Origin of the sequence: Secundilactobacillus paracollinoides, from assembly GCF_001702155.1 — a bacterium.
Lineage (GTDB): Bacteria > Bacillota > Bacilli > Lactobacillales > Lactobacillaceae > Secundilactobacillus > Secundilactobacillus paracollinoides.
Genome location: NZ_CP014912.1, coordinates 169,655 through 191,091, shown reverse-complemented (window position 1 = coordinate 191,091; position 21,437 = coordinate 169,655). Strand labels below are relative to the sequence as shown.

The following is a 21,437-nucleotide window of genomic DNA, read 5'->3' as shown; positions in this document are numbered from 1 at the left end:
TTAATAAGTTGCTTCGGGAGATATTGAAAAGCTTTGAAACGTTGATTTTAAAACTTTTCCTTGACACTGAAATGACGATAAGATACAATTAAATAGCTGATTCGTAAAAAAATGCTAAGTAGACCTTTGAAAACTGAACAAAGTTTTGTTTCACAAAGTACAGGGCATCTCAACTGTAAGTTGAGATCAAATGTAATTTGCGAACGTCAATTCGCTTATTAACAATGTAACAACAAATGAGTCACAAACAATCATAAAATGAGAGTTTGATCCTGGCTCAGGATGAACGCTGGCGGCGTGCCTAATACATGCAAGTCGAACGCATCCCGTTAAATGAAGTGCTTGCACGGATTTTAACATCGGATGAGTGGCGAACTGGTGAGTAACACGTGGGTAACCTGCCCAGAAGCAGGGGATAACACTTGGAAACAGGTGCTAATACCGTATAACAACAAAAACCGCATGGTTTTTGTTTGAAAGGTGGTTTCGGCTATCACTTCTGGATGGACCCGCGGCGTATTAGCTAGTTGGTGGAGTAACGGTTCACCAAGGCAATGATACGTAGCCGACCTGAGAGGGTAATCGGCCACATTGGGACTGAGACACGGCCCAAACTCCTACGGGAGGCAGCAGTAGGGAATCTTCCACAATGGACGAAAGTCTGATGGAGCAACGCCGCGTGAGTGAAGAAGGTTTTCGGATCGTAAAACTCTGTTGTTGAAGAAGAACACGTTTGAGAGTAACTGTTCAGACGTTGACGGTATTCAACCAGAAAGCCACGGCTAACTACGTGCCAGCAGCCGCGGTAATACGTAGGTGGCAAGCGTTATCCGGATTTATTGGGCGTAAAGCGAGCGCAGGCGGTTACTTAAGTCTGATGTGAAAGCCTACGGCTTAACCGGAGAAGTGCATCGGAAACTGGGTAACTTGAGTGCAGAAGAGGACAGTGGAACTCCATGTGTAGCGGTGAAATGCGTAGATATATGGAAGAACACCAGTGGCGAAGGCGGCTGTCTGGTCTGTAACTGACGCTGAGGCTCGAAAGCATGGGTAGCGAACAGGATTAGATACCCTGGTAGTCCATGCCGTAAACGATGAATGCTAGGTGTTGGAGGGTTTCCGCCCTTCAGTGCCGCAGCTAACGCATTAAGCATTCCGCCTGGGGAGTACGACCGCAAGGTTGAAACTCAAAGGAATTGACGGGGGCCCGCACAAGCGGTGGAGCATGTGGTTTAATTCGAAGCTACGCGAAGAACCTTACCAGGTCTTGACATACTGTGCTAACCTAAGAGATTAGGCGTTCCCTTCGGGGACGCAGATACAGGTGGTGCATGGCTGTCGTCAGCTCGTGTCGTGAGATGTTGGGTTAAGTCCCGCAACGAGCGCAACCCTTATTGTCAGTTGCCAGCATTTAGTTGGGCACTCTGGCGAGACTGCCGGTGACAAACCGGAGGAAGGTGGGGATGACGTCAAGTCATCATGCCCCTTATGACCTGGGCTACACACGTGCTACAATGGATGGTACAACGAGTTGCGAACTCGCGAGAGCAAGCTAATCTCTTAAAGCCATTCTCAGTTCGGACTGTAGGCTGCAACTCGCCTACACGAAGTCGGAATCGCTAGTAATCGCGGATCAGCATGCCGCGGTGAATACGTTCCCGGGCCTTGTACACACCGCCCGTCACACCATGAGAGTTTGCAACACCCAAAGTCGGTTCGGTAACCTTCGGGAGCCAGCCGCCTAAGGTGGGGCAGATGATTAGGGTGAAGTCGTAACAAGGTAGCCGTAGGAGAACCTGCGGCTGGATCACCTCCTTTCTAAGGAATAATACGGAAGCCCTGCACTGAGACAAAACTTTGTTTAGTTTTGAGAGGTCTACTCTCAAACTGGTTCTTTGAAAACTAGATAATATCAATTTTCTTTTATTAATTAATAATTTCATTAATTAAGCCGAGAACACCGCGTTATTTTGAGCTTTTTATTAGTAGTTAAACTACTTCGCATATACTCAATTAACTGAAATCACGTTAGTGATTTAGGTTAAGTTAACAAGGGCGCATGGTGAATGCCTTGGCACTAGGAGCCGATGAAGGACGGGACTAACACCGATATGCTTCGGGGAACTGTACGTAAGCTTTGATCCGGAGATTTCCGAATGGGGAAACCCAGCCATCTTAACCGATGGTTATTGCTTAGTGAATACATAGCTAAGTAAAGGCAGACGTGGGGAACTGAAACATCTAAGTACCCACAGGAAGAGAAAGCAATTGCGATTCCCATAGTAGCGGCGAGCGAAGTGGGAACAGCCCAAACCAGGAAGCTTGCTTCCTGGGGTTGTAGGACTGAACATTTGAGTTACCAAAGTTGTTGGTAGTTGAACAGGTTGGGAAGCCTGACCAAAGAGGGTGATAGCCCCGTAAACGAAACCAATAACCCTCAGTTCAGGATCCTGAGTACGGCCAGACACGTGAAACCTGGTCGGAATCCGGGAGGACCATCTCCCAAGGCTAAATACTCCCTAGTGACCGATAGTGAACCAGTACCGTGAGGGAAAGGTGAAAAGCACCCCGGAAGGGGAGTGAAATAGTTCCTGAAACCATGTGCCTACAATTAGTTGGAGCCCGTTAATGGGTGACAGCGTGCCTTTTGTAGAATGAACCGGCGAGTTACGCTAACATGCAAGGTTAAGTTGAAAAGACGGAGCCGTAGCGAAAGCGAGTCTGAAACGGGCGTTTCAGTATGTTGGTGTAGACCCGAAACCAGGTGACCTACCCATGTCCAGGGTGAAGGTGCGGTAAAACGCACTGGAGGCCCGAACCCGTGTACGTTGAAAAGTGCTGGGATGAGGTGTGGGTAGCGGTGAAATTCCAAACGAACTTGGAGATAGCTGGTTCTCTCCGAAATAGCTTTAGGGCTAGCCTCGGAATTGAGAATCGTGGAGGTAGAGCCACTGTTTGGACTAGGGGCCCGTCATGGGTTACTGAATTCAGATAAACTCCGAATGCCACAGATTTATATCCGGGAGTCAGACGGTGAGTGATAAGATCCATCGTCGAAAGGGGAACAGCCCAGACCACCAATTAAGGTCCCTAAGTGTATCCTAAGTGGAAAAGGCGGTGAAGTTGCATAGACAGCTAGGATGTTGGCTCAGAAGCAGCCACCATTTAAAGAGTGCGTAATAGCTCACTAGCCGAGTGATTTTGCGCCGAAAATGTACCGGGGCTAAGGATACCACCGAAATTGTGGATGTGACCATTAGGCCACGTGATAGGAGAGCGTTCTAAGGGCGGTGAAGCTAGATCGTAAGGACTAGTGGAGCGCTTAGAAGTGAGAATGCCGGTATGAGTAGCGAAAGATCAGTGAGAATCTGATCCACCGAATGACTAAGGTTTCCTGGGGAAGGCTCGTCCTCCCAGGGTTAGTCGGGACCTAAGCTGAGGCCGAGAGGCGTAAGCGATGGCTAACAGGTTGAGATTCCTGTACTAGTAAAGTGTGTTTGAACGATGGAGGGACGCAGGAGGCTAAGCCGTGCGCACGATTGGAAATGTGCGTTCAAGCAGTAAGTCAGGTTACCAGTTAAATGCTGGCAGCCGGGTTGACAAGCTGTGATGAGGACCGAATTTAAGTAGGGAAGTGGCCGACGTCACACTGCCGAGAAAAGCTTCTAGCGAATACTTTATTACCCGTACCGCAAACCGACACAGGTAGTCGAGGAGAGTATCCTAAGGTGTGCGAGTGAACTCTTGTTAAGGAACTCGGCAAAATGACCCCGTAACTTCGGGAGAAGGGGTGCTGCACGCAAGTGCAGCCGCAGTGAAAAGGCTCAGGCGACTGTTTATCAAAAACACAGGTTTCTGCAAAATCGTAAGATGACGTATAGGGGCTGACGCCTGCCCGGTGCTGGAAGGTTAAGTGGATGAGTTAGCTTCGGCGAAGCCCAGAAATGAAGCCCCAGTAAACGGCGGCCGTAACTATAACGGTCCTAAGGTAGCGAAATTCCTTGTCGGGTAAGTTCCGACCCGCACGAAAGGCGTAACGATCTGAGCACTGTCTCAACAAGAGACTCGGTGAAATTATAGTACCTGTGAAGATGCAGGTTACCCGCGACAGGACGGAAAGACCCCATGGAGCTTTACTGTAGCTTGATATTGGGTGTTGACACAACTTGTACAGGATAGGTCGGAGCCGTAGAGGCCGGAACGCTAGTTTCGGCAGAGGCGCTGGTGGGATACGACCCTTGTTGTGTGAACACTCTAACCCGCACCACTTAGCGTGGTGGGAGACAGTGTCAGGTGGGCAGTTTGACTGGGGCGGTCGCCTCCTAAAAAGTAACGGAGGCGCCCAAAGGTTCCCTCAGAATGGTTGGAAATCATTCGTAGAGTGTAAAGGCAGAAGGGAGCTTGACTGCGAGACAGACAGGTCGAGCAGGGACGAAAGTCGGGCTTAGTGATCCGGTGGTACCGTATGGAAGGGCCATCGCTCAACGGATAAAAGCTACCCTGGGGATAACAGGCTTATCTCCCCCAAGAGTCCACATCGACGGGGAGGTTTGGCACCTCGATGTCGGCTCATCGCATCCTGGGGCTGTAGTCGGTCCCAAGGGTTGGGCTGTTCGCCCATTAAAGCGGTACGCGAGCTGGGTTCAGAACGTCGTGAGACAGTTCGGTCCCTATCCGTCGCGGGCATAGGAAATTTGAGAGGAGCTGTTCCTAGTACGAGAGGACCGGAATGGACACACCGCTGGTGTATCAGTTGTGCCGCCAGGCGCATTGCTGAGTAGCTATGTGTGGATGAGATAAACGCTGAAAGCATCTAAGTGTGAAACTCGCCTCAAGATGAGATTTCCCATTCCTTTATGGAAGTAAGACCCCTGAGAGATGATCAGGTAGATAGGCTAGAAGTGGAAGTCCAGTGATGGATGGAGCGGACTAGTACTAATCGGTCGAGGACTTAACCAAGTAAGAAAACGGTGATTTCCGGTAGGAAAACGATATTATCTAGTTTTGAGAGCATCAGTTCTCAATAGTGTGGTGGCGATAGCCTGAAGGATACACCTGTTCCCATGCCGAACACAGAAGTTAAGCTTCAGCACGCCAAGAGTAGTTGGGGGATCGCCCCCTGCGAGGGTAGGACGTTGCCACGCAACCAGAACCGCTGACTAAGGTCGGCGGTTTTTTGTTTACGCCAAATGAACGAACATGGTAAACACCTTTCGCTAGAACAGTATCCTTGATATAATGGGAGTTGCCGTTTTAGCTCAGCAGGTAGAGCACTTCCATGGTAAGGAAGAGGTCATCGGTTCAAATCCGATAAACGGCTTGTCAGGGATACTTGTTTGCTAGAGAGAAATAGACAATAAGAGGATATATTTTTTTACGGTGATTATGCAAAAAAGGCTAGTCAAACCCTACGCGCCGTAGTATACTAATTAAGTTGTCTATTACAGCACATCGTTTTCGGGAAGTAGCTCAGCTTGGTAGAGCACCTGGTTTGGGACCAGGGGGTCGCAGGTTCGAATCCTGTCTTCCCGATTGAATAACATTTTGCCGGAGTGGCGGAACTGGCAGACGCGCTGGACTCAAAATCCAGTGTCCGTTGAGGACGTGTGGGTTCGAACCCCACCTCCGGTATCATAAAAAAACGACGAACCCAGAAAGGGTCTCGTCGTTTTTTGGTGCGCCCGGCATGGGCGCCAACTAGACGGTGAAAGTCCGTTGCGGGCCGTAGTAGTCGGAACCGCAAGTCAATGACAAGGGTGTCCATCGTGAGGTGGAATCTGAAGGAAGTCGGCGACAAAGTACCGCATTGATGTACAAGAATCAGCTATAAGGCTGTGTTGGTCGGACGAGGTTGCCAAACAAACCAAAGTCCAATACTACTCGAGACCATCGCAGTAAAGCTGGCAATGACATGGTACGAAAGTGGGCGTTCTTACCCGGGGAGGCCTGTATCGTACGTTCCCGACAAGAGGCGCGCTAAGCGCCACAGGAACAAACATCGCAGTGATGTGGTGCAGAACGATACAGGAGTCAGCCGAGGCCATAGTAGTGGTATCTGCCACGAAGGGCTGAACAATAATAGGTCATCATTGATATTGGAGGTGGAGACAGTGCAACAACCGCAGAATACAGAAAAAGCTGACCGCCGGCGGACAGTAGGACTGGAAGCCCAAGAACAAGTCGGGGTGCGTAGCACTGACTCTGGTGAAAATACGATGATGAACGGCACTAAGTTTCAAGAGTTAGTCTTAGACCGAAATAACCTGAACGAGGCTTATCTTCGCGTCTGCAGAAACAAAGGTGCAGCAGGACTAGACGGAATGACCGTTGACGAACTGTTGCCCTACTTGAGGAAACATAAACAGGAATTACTGCAAGCTTTACAAAACGAGACCTATCGGCCTCGTCCCGTTAAGCGGGTTGAAATTCCAAAACCTAATGGTGGTAAACGCAAGCTCGGAATACCAACTGTGATTGACCGACTTGTTCAACAAGCCATGGCGCAAGTCATGGTGCCAACATTTGAGCGTGTCTTCTCAGATAATAGTTTTGGGTTCCGACCGAATCGAAGTGCTAAAGATGCCATTGATAGAGTGGTTCAGTTCTACAATCAGGGCTATCACTATGTCGTGGATCTCGATTTAAAAGCATACTTCGATACGGTCAACCACGATCTGCTTATTAAATTTATTGAGCAGTATATTACGGATCCATGGATACTGCATCTCATTCGTCGCTTCCTAACCAGCGGTGTCATGAATGGTGGTCTATTTGAACGAAGTGATAAAGGCACCCCTCAAGGTGGCCCCTTATCGCCACTTTTGGCTAACATTTATCTCAACGAACTGGATAAGCTGTTAACTTCCAGAGGTCATAAGTTTGTCCGCTATGCGGACGATTGTAATATTTATGTCCGAAGCAAACGTGCTGGAGAACGGGTTCTGACTAATGTTACTCGCTTTCTTGAAGGCGACCTAAAGGTCACCGTCAATGAGGACAAGACATCAGTAAGTTCGCCTCTGCGGGCCAAGTTCCTGGGATTTTCCTTGGGGGTTGGTCGAGGAGGTGCGTATGCGCGACCTGCTTGGCAGGCCAAGCAACGCATCAAGTCTGCACTCAGGAAAATGACCAAGCGCAATCGGGGCGTTTCGTTAAACCTGGTGTTTAACGAGATTCATCAAAAGATGCGTGGGTGGTTACAGTACTATTCGGTCGGGAAAATGACCAATTTTATCCGTCACTTAGACGAATGGTTGCGAGCAAGGATTCGCCAGTATATTTGGAAACAGTGGAAGAAGCTCAAAACAAAGGTCAATCATCTTGTAAAACTGGGGCTTTCTGGCACCAGTGCTTATACAATGGCCAATACCCGTAAGGGTTATTGGCGAACTGCGCATAGCAAGACATTGACCTATACTCTGACAAACAAAAGACTGGAACGCCTTGGACTCATCAATATGAGCAAGACACTCCAGTCAATACAAAGTGCTTAAATTATTGAACCGCCGTATACGGAACCGTACGTACGGTGGTGTGAGAGGTCGGTAATTGAATTAATCAATTACCTCCTACTCGATTGTTTTGAATTGCGCCATTATTGTGACCAAAAACGGGTCGTCATTTTCTAATATACAGCTGATAATAAGCTGCGGCTGCTAGGCCTTGGGCAGTATTGATCTTACCTTCATGTAACCACGTTAACAATTGATCAAATGGGACGAGCTCTGCTGTCACAAATTCATCAGCATCAAAATGGCGCGCAGTTTGGGTAGCAGGATCAAATCGGATCAACATTAAGGCTGCCGTTTGATCCATAAAGCCTTCAGAGGAGGTTACCGTTGTCATCTGTGACACTGATTCAGCAACGTAGCCTGTCTCTTCTTGAAACTCACGGGTGGCAGCTTGCTCAACGGTTTCGCCTTCGTTAACGATTCCAGCCGGCAAGGAGACAGAATCCGCATTAATGCCGACACGATATTCACTAGTGAGTACGACCTGCTCGTCAGGCGTCAGCGCGAGAATAGTGACTGTTGGGTCAGTATGAATAAGATCACGTTCAACCGTCAGCGCGTCCGGTGTTTTAATGTGGAGTTGGTGCACACTAAAAACGGGTCCCTGGTAGGCTTTGTTATGATCAATGATTTGTCCCTGTTGGTGCCATGTTTTAAACATAGAATGCCTTCTTTGCGATTAGTGTATAAGGGCATTGTACCACGCGTTGACAAAAAACAGCGGTGGGCGGTAAACTTGGTGGTACTGAGATTAAAATATAATGAGAATGGTTTAAGACGAACTCAGCGTCTTCAAAGGAAGAAGGGACAACAGATGCAATTTATTGGGGCGTTATGCCTGATTCTAATAGTCACGACGCTTGCCGGCCATTTTTGTAATCGAGTGGGCGTTCCAGCGGTCATTGGTCAGATTTTGGTTGGTATCGTCATCGGGCCTGCGATGCTAGGGCTTATACATAATACGACCATTGTGCAAGTATTTGCCAACATTGGTGTGATCCTATTGATGTTTATCGGTGGGCTTGAGAGTAATCTGACGTTGCTGCGTCGCTTTTTGAAACCTGCCATTATCGTGGCCGTTTGCGGTGTCATTATGCCCGTCATTTTGATGGGTGCGACTGCGGCAGTCGCATTTCATTATGACACCTTTACTGCTTGTTATATTGGGGTTGTTTTTAGTGCGACATCCGTTTCAATTTCAGTTGCTGTGCTTAGAGACTATCATGCACTCGATACTGCGGAGGGCGCGACCATTCTCGGTTCCGCGGTTGCTGACGACATTATTGGGGTCATTCTGTTATCCTTGATGATCAGTCTTTTAGGCGTGCGGGGAAACGGTGCTCATACGCAGTCACTTGGCATCGGCTGGATCCTTCTTGAACAGCTTGCGTTCTTCGGTGGCACATACCTGGTCGTTCGCTGGATCGCACCATACCTGATGGCGCTAAGCGAAAAATTGGTGATGAATGCCAGTGTCACGATTATGTCGATGGTGATTTGTCTTGGCATGGCTTATCTGGCTGACGTTGTTGGCTTAAGCGGCGCAGTTGGCGCTTTTTTTGCCGGCATTGCGGTGGCCCATACCCCGTATCGTGAAGTGGTCGAAGCACATACTGAACCAATCGGTTATGCCGTCTTTATTCCGTTTTTCTTTGTCAGCATCGGGCTAAGTATGTCATTTACTTATTTAACTCAGGCAATTGCCCTAGTCGTGGTGATGACAGTACTTGCCTGTATCAGTAAATTCATTGGGTGCGGCATCGGTGCTGCGCTGACTGGGTTCAACCGACAAAGCAGCTTTGTGATCGGGGCCGGTATGATCTCGCGAGGGGAAATGGGCATGATCACTGCTCAAATTGGGTACCAAGCGGGGGTGCTATCACGACCCAGTTACTCGGCGTTTGTCGTTGTGATTATTCTGGCCACGATGGTGGCACCGTTTGCGTTAAAACAGGCGTTACGATTGTTACCTAAAAAACGGCAGCAACGTGTGGCATAATTTTGATTATAACTGGCGTAACAGCGGCCTATTTCATATCTCAGACGATATGAAATAGGCCGCTGTGTGTCATTTTGGGGTGGTTGCCGCGGTTCACAGGACCAACAAATCCCCGGTATCAGCCGGTATGCGTAAAATTCATCGGATTCTCACACGTCTTTATTGACAGCAGACCAAAATGCCACTAAAATTGTCCAAGCATTAAAAAAGAAAGAGGCGGTTTTTTGACATCGCAGGAACAGGCAAAAGAACAGCGACGCGTTGATTCGGTGGTTCATCAAATTACTGCCAGAATTAAAGACGTGACAACGGACTATGCGAAGGCTCGCGCAGAAATGAAGTTGGTCCAGGAAAATCACTCTGCCAACACTTCTGTGAACTACGTTGAATTGGATGACCGAATTGATACCTCGGCTGATCTGCAACAACAACGTGCCTTAGCATCACGATTGATTGAAAACGAACAGATCATTAAGGGCCAGTTGGACACCTATAAGGATCTGGGGGGCTCACCTTACTTTGGCAGGATCGATATTCAAGATCCTGGTGAATCGGGGGCTGACCGATTATATATTGGCACAGCATCATTTACAAATGAAGATCAGGACTTTTTAGTCTACGATTGGCGCGCACCAATCTCATCAGTTTACTATAACGGGACACTGGGTGATGTGGCCTACGATACGCCCGGTGGTCAGCAGTTGACGACACTTAAGAAAAAGCGGCAGTTTCTGATTGCTAAGGGTCAGATCGAAAGCATGTTTGATACCAACGAAACGGTTGGTGACGAGATGTTGCAGCATGTTTTTGGTGAACAAAATGACGAAACGATGCAGAACATTGTGGCCACTATCCAGCGTGAACAAAACGACATTATTCGCGATACGCGCAGTGATCTGTTAGTGGTTCAAGGCGTCGCGGGCTCTGGAAAAACGTCTGCGATTCTGCAACGGATCGCGTTTTTGCTCTACCACAGTCGAAAGGAACTTGAAGCTGACCAGATCGTGCTATTCTCACCTAATCGGTTATTTAGCCACTACATCTCAGATGTGTTGCCCAGTCTAGGTGAACGCAATATGCGACAGGTCACGCTTGCTGAGTTTCTTACCCAGCGGTTGCAAGGCTTAGATGTTGAGACCTTGTTTGACCGCTATGAGGATGAAGACAAAGTGACTGATGTTGACCGTGAGACGCGGAACTTTAAGGAGTCCGCAGACTACATGCATCAAGTTGCCGACTATTGTCAACACCTGACACCGGACCACTTTAAGTTTAATCATATTTATTTTGACGGTCAGATCTTCTTTAATAAGTCTGAAATCGAGGGCATATATAACAGCTTACCATCGCTGCAGCCTGCTGACCGGTTCTTGCGGACCAAAAACGCACTGATCAAGCGGCTGAAGTACCGGATCGGTGAGGAAGCTAAGTCGAAATGGGTCAATGAAGAAATCGACCAGATGTCTGACGAACAGTACCACGATTTACTCGGGTCAAAACGGCTACACGAGTTCCAAGAACTGGATGCTGAAGTGGCCTATATTGCCCGGAAAATCGTGACTAAGCGATTACGTGTTGTCTACGATGCCATTTACAACAACTATTTTCTTGATACGTACAGCCAGTACGCGGACTTTATGGATCAAATTGACCTACCGGATAACGTGGACGCAACAGCGTTTCAGAGCAGCCGTGACACCTTTTTGCAAGCCATTGAATTCCACAAATGTCCGTTAGTGGATACGGCACCGTTGCTTTATTTACGTGATATTTTAACCGGTGGCGGTCAGAATCACGCCATGAAGCATCTGTTTGTGGATGAAATGCAGGACTATACGATTGCCCAGTTGCAGTATTTGCGCCACGCGTTCCCAAAGGCCAACATGACCTTCTTAGGCGATAGTGAACAAGCCCTGTTTCGTGATGTTGAATCGCCAGAGACGCTGCTGAAAAAATTACGGGTAGCGTTCAATGTTCACCGGCCACGATTATTAAAACTCAATCGCTCGTACCGGTCGACACTGCCGATTACGACCTTCGCGAAGGCATTACTGCCTGATGGTGATGAGATCGAGGCCTTTAACCGGCCCGGTGATCTGCCACGCGTCATCATGCGGTATGATTTTGATAGCGGTATTGAAGCGCTGGAGCATCAGCTAAAAGGTCTTCAGGTCGACAATGGGGTGGTTGCCATTTTGACAAAAAACTTGGCTCAGGCGCACGACGTTTATCAAAAGCTTCACCACAACCACGTGGATGTGAGTCTGATGACGGATGCCGACCGGTCACTGCCTAAAGGCATCCTGGTGTTGCCAATCTACCTTGGTAAGGGGCTTGAATTTGATGCCGTTGTGGCCTGGGACGTTTCAGCAACCAACTTTGCGGATGAACGCATGACGGGGACGCTGTATACCATTATCACACGGGCAATGCACCAGCTTGTACTGATCAGTATTGGGCCTGTTTCGCCACTGATCGCGACGGAGAGAATGCCCAAAAATGTGATGGCCATCGAGCACGAATTAACTTAGTGTGTGACATGCCATGGTTTCCAGAGCGGTTTTGACATCGTCTCGGGAAACCAGTAAAATAAGACCTATTAATAAACCTAAAATTCACTGGTGCATCAAAGCCGTTACTAACAGAGACATTGCCTTGTCTGAAAGCAATGACAACGGGTTAATTGGAGCCAGTTTAAAACGGAATTTGGGGTGCCTCCTTATCGGCAATGAGTGGTGACTGATTGTCACAATTTAGGTGGTACCGCGGTTAACGTCCTATTGCAGAAGCAATAGGGCGTTTTTTGAAAGGATGATAAAAATGAGTGACAAGAAAATTATTTTAACGGGTGACCGACCAACAGGAAAGTTGCACATTGGGCATTACGTAGGGTCGTTAAAGAACCGGGTCAAGCTGCAAAACTCTGGGGAATTTGAAACGTTCATCATGATTGCCGATATGCAAGCGTTGACTGACAATGCGCGTGATCCAGAAAAAATTCGCCACAGCCTCTTACAGGTGGCATTGGATTACTTAGCTGTCGGTATCGATCCAGCCAAATCCAACATTTTAGTGCAGTCGCAAATTCCAGCGTTAACGGAACTGACTGAATTTTATTTGAACCTGGTGACTGTGTCGCGTTTGGAACGGAACCCAACCGTGAAGACTGAAATCAAACAAAAGAAGTTTGGTCAAAGTGTGCCCGCTGGCTTCTTTACGTATCCTGTCAGTCAAGCTGCTGATATCACTGCCTTCAAGGCCACCACGGTTCCCGTTGGCGAGGACCAGGAGCCAATGTTGGAACAAACCCGTGAGATCGTGCGGAGTTTCAATAACATTTATGGCGATATTTTGGTCGAACCTGAGGGCTACTTCCCAGAAGAGGGACAGGGTCGTATTCCTGGCTTGGATGGCAACGCTAAGATGAGTAAGTCATTGGACAACGCCATCTATCTGTCAGACGATGTCGATACAATTCAAAAGAAGGTCATGTCGATGTACACTGACCCGACCCACATTCACGTGGAAGATCCTGGTCACATCGAAGGCAACACTGTGTTCACTTACCTGGATATTTTTGGCGATGATACCGATAAAATTGCTGATTTGAAGGCACAATATCAACATGGCGGTCTTGGGGATGTTAAAATTAAGCGATACCTCAATGACGTGCTGCAGGCAACGTTGAAGCCAATTCGCGAACGTCGCGAACAGTTTGAACAAGACCCTGCCGGCGTTTACCAAATTTTGAAAGACGGCAGTGCTCAAGCTAACGTTGTGGCCAACCAGACGTTAACGGAAGTCCGCAATGCCATCGGTGTTAACTACTTCGACTAGTATCGGAAGGGAAGTCCGCGTATGGATAACTTAGTGATTGTCGATTTAGGATCAAATTCGGTTCGGATGACGATTAATGAGGTTCACCCGGACAAAACGTTTCATGAATTGGTGCGCTATAAGGAAGACTCACGATTATCAGAGGGTATGGGGCCGGAAAAACGGCTGCAGGAGACCGCTGTTAGTCGCACAATCGAGGCGCTTAAATCTTTTAAGACGCGCTATGAGAAACTCCCGAACCTGACCGTTAAAGCAATCACAACGGCGGCGGTTCGGCAGGCTAGTAACCAACAAGAATTCTTGGACCGCGTTAAGCGCGAGGTCGGACTCACTTTTGATGTGTTGTCCGGTGACGACGAGGCCTTTTACGATTACCTGGGCGTGATGAACCGGTTACGTGTTGAGGATGCGCTGATGATCGATATTGGCGGTGCCAGCATGGAAATGGTTAACATTCGTGATGGTAAGGAAAGCAATTTGATCAGCATTCCTTTTGGTGCAGTCAATCTTTCGGAACAATTTCACCTAAATAACCAGATCAAGGCTGCGGACTTTTTTGACGCAAACGTGTTTTTACGCCGGCGGTTAAAGGATATCTGGTGGCTGTCGGAAGCGAGAACCAAACCGTTCATTCTCCTGGGCGGGGCGAACCGCTCCCTCGCACGGATGAGTCGACGCCAGCAGCAGATCCTGCACGTGGAAGCGATTCACGGGTATCAGCTCAGTACAAACGAGGTTTTCCAGCTCTATACCAACCTGTTGCGCAAAAACCTGGCCCAACGAAGACAAATTTCAGGCCTGGAACCAGACCGCGCAGATATTATCGTGGGCGGTATCATGCCACTAGTGTTATTGCTACAAATGCTGGACTCCGACCGCGTTATCTTTTCGGAGAGCGGTGTGCATGAGGGGATTATTCATGCGTATTTGGAGGGCTAGAGCGTGGAACAAGGCGGTTTAGGGGCGGTGTGTAAGGGACGATGGGCGAAAAGTCCGGTCCTGACTTTTTGCCCATCGTCCCTTACACGTTAGCCCCGTGCCTTGTGGAACGCGTTTCGACACGGTAGCCGAGAAAGCCAGCATTGACAGAAGTGCCTGAACTTGGCACTTTGCCAGAGTCCCTTACATGGCCACCCTTGCCCTGTGTAACGCATTTCGGCGCAGTAACCAAGAAAGTCACCGCAACGAAGCGGATTTACAACAACTAAATTAATTTTCGACAACAACTCTTGAGGATCATTCCAAATGCCTCAAACTCACAAGAAGGATTAAAGATCATGGCAAGCTCATTTTCACATTTCTATAAACGTGACGCACAGGAACGGCTTCAGATCATTGCTGACCATTCCGGCTTAAGCGACGCCCAAAGCGCGCAGTTAGTTTCACGTGCAGCGCAGGGTGACGCGAAGGCATTGATTGAAAACTACCTAACAGCTTTTCAACTGCCTGAAGGGGTGGCGGTTAACTTTCAAATTAACGATCACGATTACGTGGTGCCAATGGTGACAGAAGAACCGTCTGTCATTGCCGCTGCCAGCAATGGCGCTAAAACCATTGCGGACGCTGGCGGGATTCAGGCTGAAGTGAAGTCGCGGTTACTCATGGGGCAGATCGTCCTCAGTGATGTGAAGGTGTTTGCTTCCATTGATGACTGGGTGGCGCTGCACACGGATGAACTGCTTGAGGTGGCGCGAAAAGCCCACCCAACCATCGTGTCCCGGGGTGGCGGTCCACGCTCGATCCGGACGCGTGACCTTGGCGAAGGCTATGTGTCCATTGACCTTTACGCAGATGTAAAGGCCGCGATGGGGGCGAACATGCTAAACACAATGCTGGAAGCGATGGCTGAGGTCATTCAAACCAAGTTGCATCACACCACGTTATTTAGCATCTTATCCAATACGGCCGATCAGAGTTTGGCGACAGCCACCTGCAGTATTCCGGTGACGGCACTTAAAAATGCAACGCAGTCCGGTGCTGATGTGGCGGTGCGCATCGCTTCGGCGAGTCGTGTTGCCCAGTTGGATCCCTACCGCGCGGTGACACACAATAAGGGCATCATGAACGGTGTTGATGCGGTGGTGATTGCCATGGGCAATGACTGGCGTGCTATTGAAGCAGCCGCCCACGCGTTTGCGGTGGTTGATGGCCAATATCGCGGCCTCAGTACCTGGACCGTGCAGAATGATCAGCTGTTGGGGCAATTAACGTTACCGTTACCCGTTGGCACAGTTGGCGGGGCTACTAAGGTGTTGCCTGTGGTGAAAATCAACCAGCAAATTGCCACCGTTAAGACCCCGGAAGACTTAATGATGATTATCGTTTCAGTCGGGTTGGCGCAAAATTTTGCTGCACTCAAAGCGCTCGTGACAGATGGCATTCAAAAAGGCCATATGAAAATGCAACTGCGGTCCCTAGCCTTGAGCGCCGGTGCAACGGTCAATGAGCTAAAACCGATGGTGGCTTATCTCAAGACCCTGAGCGACCCAACAGCGGCAGCTGCCGAGACAAAATTAAAAGAACTTAGAACTCAAATAAAGGATGACAACGATGCAAAACATTGAAATTAATGACCAGGTGCAATCCCTGTTAGATGCGACCAACGCCATTTTCCCAGGCAAGGTTGAACTTCAATTTATTGGCCAATTGCAGGCCGGTTACGTGCGTCACGACCAGGCGCAAACGGTTCAGGACAAAGACCATATCATGGTGCAAGTCAGTGATCTCACAGCACCAAACTACACGGCGTCTCACGAGCTGCTGCACCTGTTGATGACATTGCGGGGATTCCCACAGGTCTACTTTGCGGTCTCAATGGGCAACGATACGCTGGATGAACAAATGATGATGCTGGCGACGGAACTTTACGATATCGTGGCACACCAGGTTGTTGTTTCAGAACAACGCAAACACGACTTGATCGACGACACCGTTGAGGCTGAATATCTAAAAGGGGTTCAGGCAACGATCAAACCGGAACCGGATCCCGTGGATGATCAAATGACATTACGGTTAATGACGGTCTTGGACGCCCTGGTCTTCTTTGGCGATAATGAACAGGTCAAGGCGCAATTTGCCAAGGACTATCCCGTCACGTTACCAGCAGCGCAGAAATTGTACGACGTGATTACGGAAAAACCAGTGGATTCACCATTTACACTTCGTCGTAACGTGGTCAAGCTCTTCAAGGCCTTTGATGATCAGCTTCAAAAATGGGGCTTCCCAGCACTAAATAATCAGGAATTTACAACGTTGACGAGTGTGTTGTCTGAGCGCCAGTTGCGGTTGGAAGTACGGCAGTTATTTGAACTGTTCCACTCTGACATGGTCGATATTAAGACTAAGCGTCGCGCGTATGTTGGCATTAACCGAGCAGATAGACAGAATTCCTTTGTGATTTCGGCACCTAAACCGGATGATGACACGCCAGATTACTACAAGGATATCTACGACATGACAGTCGCTGACCTGTTTAAAAAGATGGAAATGCCTTACATTATTCGCTAGGAGGTCGCACAATGGATGTTGATGTTCAAGCACAGTTTGATCATGCCCACCATATCGTTTTCCTCACGGGAGCTGGGGTGTCAACACCTTCTGGCATCCCAGATTACCGGTCAACCAACGGCCTCTACACCGCGCACAAGAATGCGGAGTACTATCTTAGCCACACTTGTTTGACCAAGGAACCTGATGTCTTTTACAAGTATGTCACCGAAAATCTGTACAAACCGGACGCCAAGCCTAACGTGATTCATACTAAGCAAGCTACACTGACGCAACAGGATCGCGCAACGGTGGTGACACAAAATATTGATAATTTGTACCGAGTAGCCGATACGGAACACCTTGTTGAATTTCACGGGAATCTGTACAACGTGTACTGCCAAAAATGTGGACAGTCTGTTGACTGGCACGACTACCTCAAGAGCCCGATTCATGCTGACTGCGGCGGTACACTGCGACCCGATATCGTTTTATACGAAGAAGAGTTGAATGAAGCCAATATTCAAAACGCCGTTGATGCCTCGCAACAAGCAGATTTGGTGGTCATTACGGGGACGTCCATGCGGGTCTATCCGTTTGCCGGCTTGCTTGATTATCGCAATCCTAAGGCACCGGTTATCGTCGTGAACAACGAGAGACTGTCATTTGCGTTTCCCTATGAAATGGTGCAGATGGACGCCGCTGATTTTTATCAGCAACTGCGTGTTTGATTTTTGGATAATGATCCAGTGACCGGGAATACACAGCAGACATAACAGAACGTTGACCCGGTACGCTTGTGCTGGGTCAGCTTTGGGTTATGACGCAAATCGCGTGATGGAGGTGTTCAAGATGTCTGAAGAGACCATTCTTACTGAATTGAAACGCCTGTTGCGGCACATGCGACTGATGTCGATCGGTCAGGTAACTGCGGATACACTGATGTTGTACGGTTTGATTGTCACGCTGTTAGCAAAATCAGGGATGGTGGCCTTCCTTGGCGCATATTTGACGCAGGGGCACGCAATTGCTGTTGTGATCTTACTGGGGCTGATCGACCTGTGTTTTACAGGCGTGCGTTACAATGACCGCAGAACTGGTGCTGAATTGATCGAGGCGCTTGGTGACAAGCTTTCTGATGAGGCTGCTGCCATTGTCGCCCAGTTTAAACGATACAAGTGAGGTAACGTAATGATAACGATTGGGTTAACGACATGGAAGGAACATCCTGCGCTCATTAATGATGAGCAACGGGACGTCACCCTAACTGAATATGCGGCTGTGTTGCCGACTGTGGAAGTGGATACGCCGTTTTATGGCATACCGCGGGCCACAACGGTGACGAAGTGGCAGCAGATGGTGCCGGCCAACTTCCAGTTTATTTTAAAGGCCAATAAGGTCATGACAAAACATGATTATGGTTCTGATGAGGTCGATGAGGATGCGCGCAAACAAGCTTTCGTTGATTACAAAGAGATGATCAAGCCGCTTGTTCGTAAGCGCCAGCTCAAGACCATCCTGTTTCAATTCCCGCCATTTTTCAGACGGTCAGCGGAAAATTTACAGTGGCTGTTTGAGATTCGTGACATGATGGGGAATCTGCCGATTGCGGTGGAGTTCCGAAATCCAAGCTGGTACGAGGAAACGTTGATCCCAGATCTCATGGACTACCTGACGCGGCTTCACATGACCCACGTTATTGTGGATGAACCCCACCGGTTAAACGACGGGGTGCCGTTAGTTGCCGACGCCACGACCCCCGAACTTGCGCTGTTGCGGCTTCATGGCCGTAACGAGAAGGGCTGGTTTGATCAGGGGAAAGACTGGCGCGGTAAGCGAACACTGTACCGGTATTCGGAAGCCGAACTCAAGCAGTTTGCGGCCGTCATCAACCAGCTTACGCCAAAGGTCAAAGAGGTCTGCATTATCTTCAACAATAATTCGAACCGCGATGCAGCACCCAATGCATTGGAACTTCAACGGATGATGGGCATTTCTTGGGATGGCTTGGGACTACAGCAGTTGAGCTTGTTTTGAGTGATTCAAAATAGCGTTTTAATGCCGCTCCGTTGCGCCGCTCGGCCCTTCAGGCTGAAGTGGGGTCGCTCTGGGGAGCTAGTGAAATGTCTTTGCAGGAGATCCACTCGAGAGCTGCGCAGCAGAAATCGAGTTAGCTCAGTCGCGAGCCACTACGACGGCCTGCCGAATTACGGAATGCAACGAACTTAGTCACCTAACATTAAGAAGGCCCAGTATGAGTTGTGGTGGACGCTCTCCTTCCCATAATGGTGTAACTTAGTGTGGCCCAATCCAGGTCAATCGGAGCAAGTAAGCGAGCAGAGACATTAACCAATAAGTCCTTGTAGGGACAATGAGCAGCACATAATAAAAAATCGCCCACAATCACGCTCTTTTTCCCAGAGTCTCGGGTGATAACCGGGAAATTATGCTATACTATTGGAGACTTTGTTCCTTAAACATTAAATAAAAATGGAACCATTTACTGAAAGGGGCCAAATTAAAACATGGCAGAAACTAAACCTACGTATTACATAACCACGCCGATTTACTATCCGTCTGGCAAGTTGCACATTGGAAACTCGTACACCACCATTGCGTGTGACACCTTAGCGCGTTACAAGCGTTCAACGGGGTACGATGTTTTCTTCCTAACTGGGACTGACGAGCATGGTTTAAAAATTGAAGAGAAGGCGGAGCAATTAGGCACTGATCCTAAGAGCTACGTTGATGAGATGGCCGCTGGCATCAAGGAACTTTGGAAGACGCTGGAAATTTCCAACACGAAGTTTATCCGAACAACGGACGATTATCATGAAGCCGCTGTTCAAAAAATCTTCCAACAACTTCAAGACCAGGGCGACATTTACCTTGGTGAATACGAAGGCTGGTATTCAGTTGACGACGAAGAGTACTTTACGGAGACGCAACTGGCCGAAGTTTACCGTGACGATAATGGTAAGGTGATCGGCGGGAAGGCCCCTAGCGGCCACGAAGTTGAGCTCGTGAAGGAACAGTCGTACTTCTTCAAGATGAGTAAGTACGCTGACTGGTTGTTGGCCTACTACAAGGCACATCCTGACTTTATCCAACCAGAAGCGCGGATGAACGAAATGATCAACAACTTCATCAAGCCTGGTTTGGAAGATTTGGCCGTTTCCCGGACAACATTTACCTGGGGTGTGCCGGTCAAATCTGATCCGAAGCACGTGGTTTACGTGTGGATCGATGCGTTGACCAACTATATTACGGCTTTGGGCTACGGGACGGACGACGATAGTCTGTTTAAGAAGTACTGGCCTGCTGACGTGCAGATGGTGGGTAAGGAAATCGTGCGGTTCCACACGATCTACTGGCCAATTATCCTGCATGCGCTGGGTCTTGAACTGCCAAAACAGGTCTTTGGTCACGGCTGGCTCTTGATGAAGGACGGCAAAATGTCTAAGTCAAAGGGGAATGTCATTTACCCTGAAACGTTAGCTGACCGCTACGGCTTGGATTCTGTCCGTTACTACCTGATGCGCGCAATGCCATACGGTAACGATGGGACGTTCACGCCTGAGGACTTTGTGGACCGGTTGAACTACGATCTGGCCAACGATCTGGGGAATTTATTGAACCGGACTGTTGCCATGATCAACAAGTATGAAGATGGTGTCTTACCAGTGTTTGAAGCTGGTGTGACCGATTTTGATGCTGATCTGGAAGCTGTTTCAGAGACCACGCTGGCCAACTACCACGATCTGATGGGCAAACTCCACTTTGCAGATGCCCTTGCTGAAGTTTGGAAGCTGATTGCACGGACCAATAAGTACATTGACGAAACGGCACCATGGGTTCTCGCCAAGAGTGAGGAAGCCGGCGATAAGGCGAAGTTAGCAGCTGTCATGGCCCACTTAGCAGCAAGTTTGCGGATGATTGCCTACCTGTTGAGTCCGGTGATGACACACGCTCCAAAGGAAATATTGGCACAGTTGGGCATCGAATACGATGCTGAAACAAACCTGAACGATCTGAAGTTAGCTGATTTGCCAGCTGGCAATAAGGTCGTTGCTAAGGGCACGCCAATCTTCCCACGGCGGGATGCGGATGAAGAAATTGAATTTATCGCCAACCAAATGACCAAGTCCGACAAGAAGAAGGGTCGGGCCGCCATGGAAGAGGCTAAGAAGCAGGCCAACGTCACAGGTAGTGGTGTTTGGAATCCCGAAGAAACTGAGTTGAACTTGGCTAAGAAGGAAGTTCGATTTGACGCGTTTGAAAAGATCGAACTGAAAGTGGCTGAGATCATCGATGTCCAACGGGTGGCCGGTGCTGATAAGCTCTTGCAATTCCGTTTGGATGCTGGTGACAGTGATGACCGTCAGATCTTGTCCGGTATTGCTGAATTTTACCCAGAACCTAAGGATCTTCTCGGCAAGAAAGTCATCATCGTGGCCAACTTGAAACCCCGCAAAATGCGTGGTCAAGTGAGTCAAGGAATGCTGCTTTCTTCTGAGGATGCGCAGGGTCACGTTCAACTAGTGACCGTTCCTGACAGTATTCAAAACGGGTCAACTGTCGAATAAGCAATTAAATGAAATAAC

The 21,437-nt window shown here is 48.8% G+C and carries 12 protein-coding genes, 3 tRNA genes and 3 rRNA genes; 17 read left to right on the top strand and 1 reads right to left on the bottom strand.

The window, feature by feature from the left end; genetic code table 11:
• Window positions 1–254 precede the first annotated feature (254 nt).
• From AYR61_RS00770 to ltrA, 7 genes are all read left to right on the top strand, one after another.
• Window positions 255–1,818: ribosomal RNA gene (locus tag AYR61_RS00770) — 16S ribosomal RNA — on the top strand.
• 221 nt (window positions 1,819–2,039) lie between these two features.
• Window positions 2,040–4,959 (top strand): 23S ribosomal RNA (locus tag AYR61_RS00765).
• Between the two features lie 68 nt (window positions 4,960–5,027).
• Window positions 5,028–5,144: ribosomal RNA gene (gene rrf, locus AYR61_RS00760) — 5S ribosomal RNA — on the top strand.
• The 16S, 23S and 5S rRNA genes sit together here with 3 tRNA genes alongside, the layout of an rRNA operon.
• Before the next feature lie 103 nt (window positions 5,145–5,247).
• Window positions 5,248–5,320, top strand: a tRNA-Thr gene (locus AYR61_RS00755).
• 138 nt (window positions 5,321–5,458) lie between these two features.
• Window positions 5,459–5,532, top strand: a tRNA-Pro gene (locus tag AYR61_RS00750).
• Between the two features lie 14 nt (window positions 5,533–5,546).
• A tRNA-Leu gene (locus AYR61_RS00745) sits at window positions 5,547–5,631 on the top strand.
• Between the two features lie 479 nt (window positions 5,632–6,110).
• The gene (gene ltrA / locus AYR61_RS00740) at window positions 6,111–7,493 is read left to right on the top strand and encodes a group II intron reverse transcriptase/maturase (protein ID WP_065900954.1); all 1,383 of its coding nucleotides are present in this window, start codon (window positions 6,111–6,113) and stop codon (window positions 7,491–7,493) included.
• Window positions 7,494–7,617: 124 nt separating this feature from the next.
• Here the strand turns inward: ltrA and AYR61_RS00735 are convergent, their stop codons facing one another.
• Window positions 7,618–8,172: an NUDIX hydrolase gene (locus AYR61_RS00735; protein ID WP_056987484.1), complete on the bottom strand. Its 555-nt coding sequence runs from the start codon at window positions 8,170–8,172 to the stop codon at window positions 7,618–7,620.
• Between the two features lie 153 nt (window positions 8,173–8,325).
• On the opposite strand from AYR61_RS00735, the gene AYR61_RS00730 reads away from it, so the two are divergent.
• The 10 genes from AYR61_RS00730 to metG all read left to right on the top strand — a co-directional run bounded on the left by AYR61_RS00730 (window position 8,326) and on the right by metG (window position 21,419).
• Window positions 8,326–9,510, top strand: a complete 1,185-nt coding sequence (locus AYR61_RS00730; protein WP_056987485.1) for a cation:proton antiporter — start codon at window positions 8,326–8,328, stop codon at window positions 9,508–9,510.
• 224 nt (window positions 9,511–9,734) lie between these two features.
• Window positions 9,735–12,041, top strand: a complete 2,307-nt coding sequence (gene helD, locus AYR61_RS00725) for an RNA polymerase recycling motor HelD (RefSeq protein WP_065900947.1) — start codon at window positions 9,735–9,737, stop codon at window positions 12,039–12,041.
• 289 nt (window positions 12,042–12,330) lie between these two features.
• The gene (trpS, locus tag AYR61_RS00720; protein WP_065900940.1) at window positions 12,331–13,347 is read left to right on the top strand and encodes a tryptophan--tRNA ligase; all 1,017 of its coding nucleotides are present in this window, start codon (window positions 12,331–12,333) and stop codon (window positions 13,345–13,347) included.
• Window positions 13,348–13,368: 21 nt separating this feature from the next.
• Window positions 13,369–14,286 (top strand): Ppx/GppA family phosphatase, encoded by a 918-nt coding sequence (locus AYR61_RS00715; RefSeq protein ID WP_065900936.1) that lies wholly within the window; start codon window positions 13,369–13,371, stop codon window positions 14,284–14,286.
• 299 nt (window positions 14,287–14,585) lie between these two features.
• The gene (locus tag AYR61_RS00710; RefSeq protein WP_404814639.1) at window positions 14,586–15,911 is read left to right on the top strand and encodes a hydroxymethylglutaryl-CoA reductase, degradative; all 1,326 of its coding nucleotides are present in this window, start codon (window positions 14,586–14,588) and stop codon (window positions 15,909–15,911) included.
• Entirely contained in the window at window positions 15,898–16,854 is a 957-nt protein-coding gene (locus tag AYR61_RS00705; protein WP_191982266.1) for an IpaB/EvcA family protein, read from the top strand. Before AYR61_RS00710 ends, AYR61_RS00705 begins: the two co-directional genes overlap by 14 nt.
• Window positions 16,855–16,865: 11 nt before the next feature.
• Window positions 16,866–17,564, top strand: a complete 699-nt coding sequence (locus AYR61_RS00700) for an NAD-dependent protein deacylase (RefSeq protein ID WP_065900930.1) — start codon at window positions 16,866–16,868, stop codon at window positions 17,562–17,564.
• A 121-nt stretch (window positions 17,565–17,685) separates the two neighbouring features.
• Window positions 17,686–18,015 carry a hypothetical protein gene (locus AYR61_RS00695; RefSeq protein ID WP_054711643.1) on the top strand — a complete coding sequence of 110 codons (330 nt, stop codon included), beginning with the start codon at window positions 17,686–17,688 and terminating at the stop codon, window positions 18,013–18,015.
• Window positions 18,016–18,024: 9 nt separating this feature from the next.
• Window positions 18,025–18,870, top strand: coding sequence for a DUF72 domain-containing protein (locus tag AYR61_RS00690; protein ID WP_065900926.1), 846 nt, complete (start codon window positions 18,025–18,027; stop codon window positions 18,868–18,870).
• Between the two features lie 488 nt (window positions 18,871–19,358).
• Complete coding sequence (gene metG / locus AYR61_RS00685) at window positions 19,359–21,419, top strand: methionine--tRNA ligase (protein WP_065900924.1); 2,061 nt, start codon at window positions 19,359–19,361, stop codon at window positions 21,417–21,419.
• Window positions 21,420–21,437: the final 18 nt, after the last annotated feature.

Coding starts and splice junctions, on each gene's coding strand:
- AYR61_RS00735 (WP_056987484.1), bottom strand. CDS start 8,172: ATGTTTAAAACATGGCACCAACAGGGACAAATCATTGATCATAACAAA.
- AYR61_RS00730 (WP_056987485.1), top strand. CDS start 8,326: ATGCAATTTATTGGGGCGTTATGCCTGATTCTAATAGTCACGACGCTT.
- trpS (WP_065900940.1), top strand. CDS start 12,331: ATGAGTGACAAGAAAATTATTTTAACGGGTGACCGACCAACAGGAAAG.
- AYR61_RS00715 (WP_065900936.1), top strand. CDS start 13,369: ATGGATAACTTAGTGATTGTCGATTTAGGATCAAATTCGGTTCGGATG.
- AYR61_RS00705 (WP_191982266.1), top strand. CDS start 15,898: ATGCAAAACATTGAAATTAATGACCAGGTGCAATCCCTGTTAGATGCG.
- AYR61_RS00700 (WP_065900930.1), top strand. CDS start 16,866: ATGGATGTTGATGTTCAAGCACAGTTTGATCATGCCCACCATATCGTT.
- AYR61_RS00695 (WP_054711643.1), top strand. CDS start 17,686: ATGTCTGAAGAGACCATTCTTACTGAATTGAAACGCCTGTTGCGGCAC.
- AYR61_RS00690 (WP_065900926.1), top strand. CDS start 18,025: ATGATAACGATTGGGTTAACGACATGGAAGGAACATCCTGCGCTCATT.
- metG (WP_065900924.1), top strand. CDS start 19,359: ATGGCAGAAACTAAACCTACGTATTACATAACCACGCCGATTTACTAT.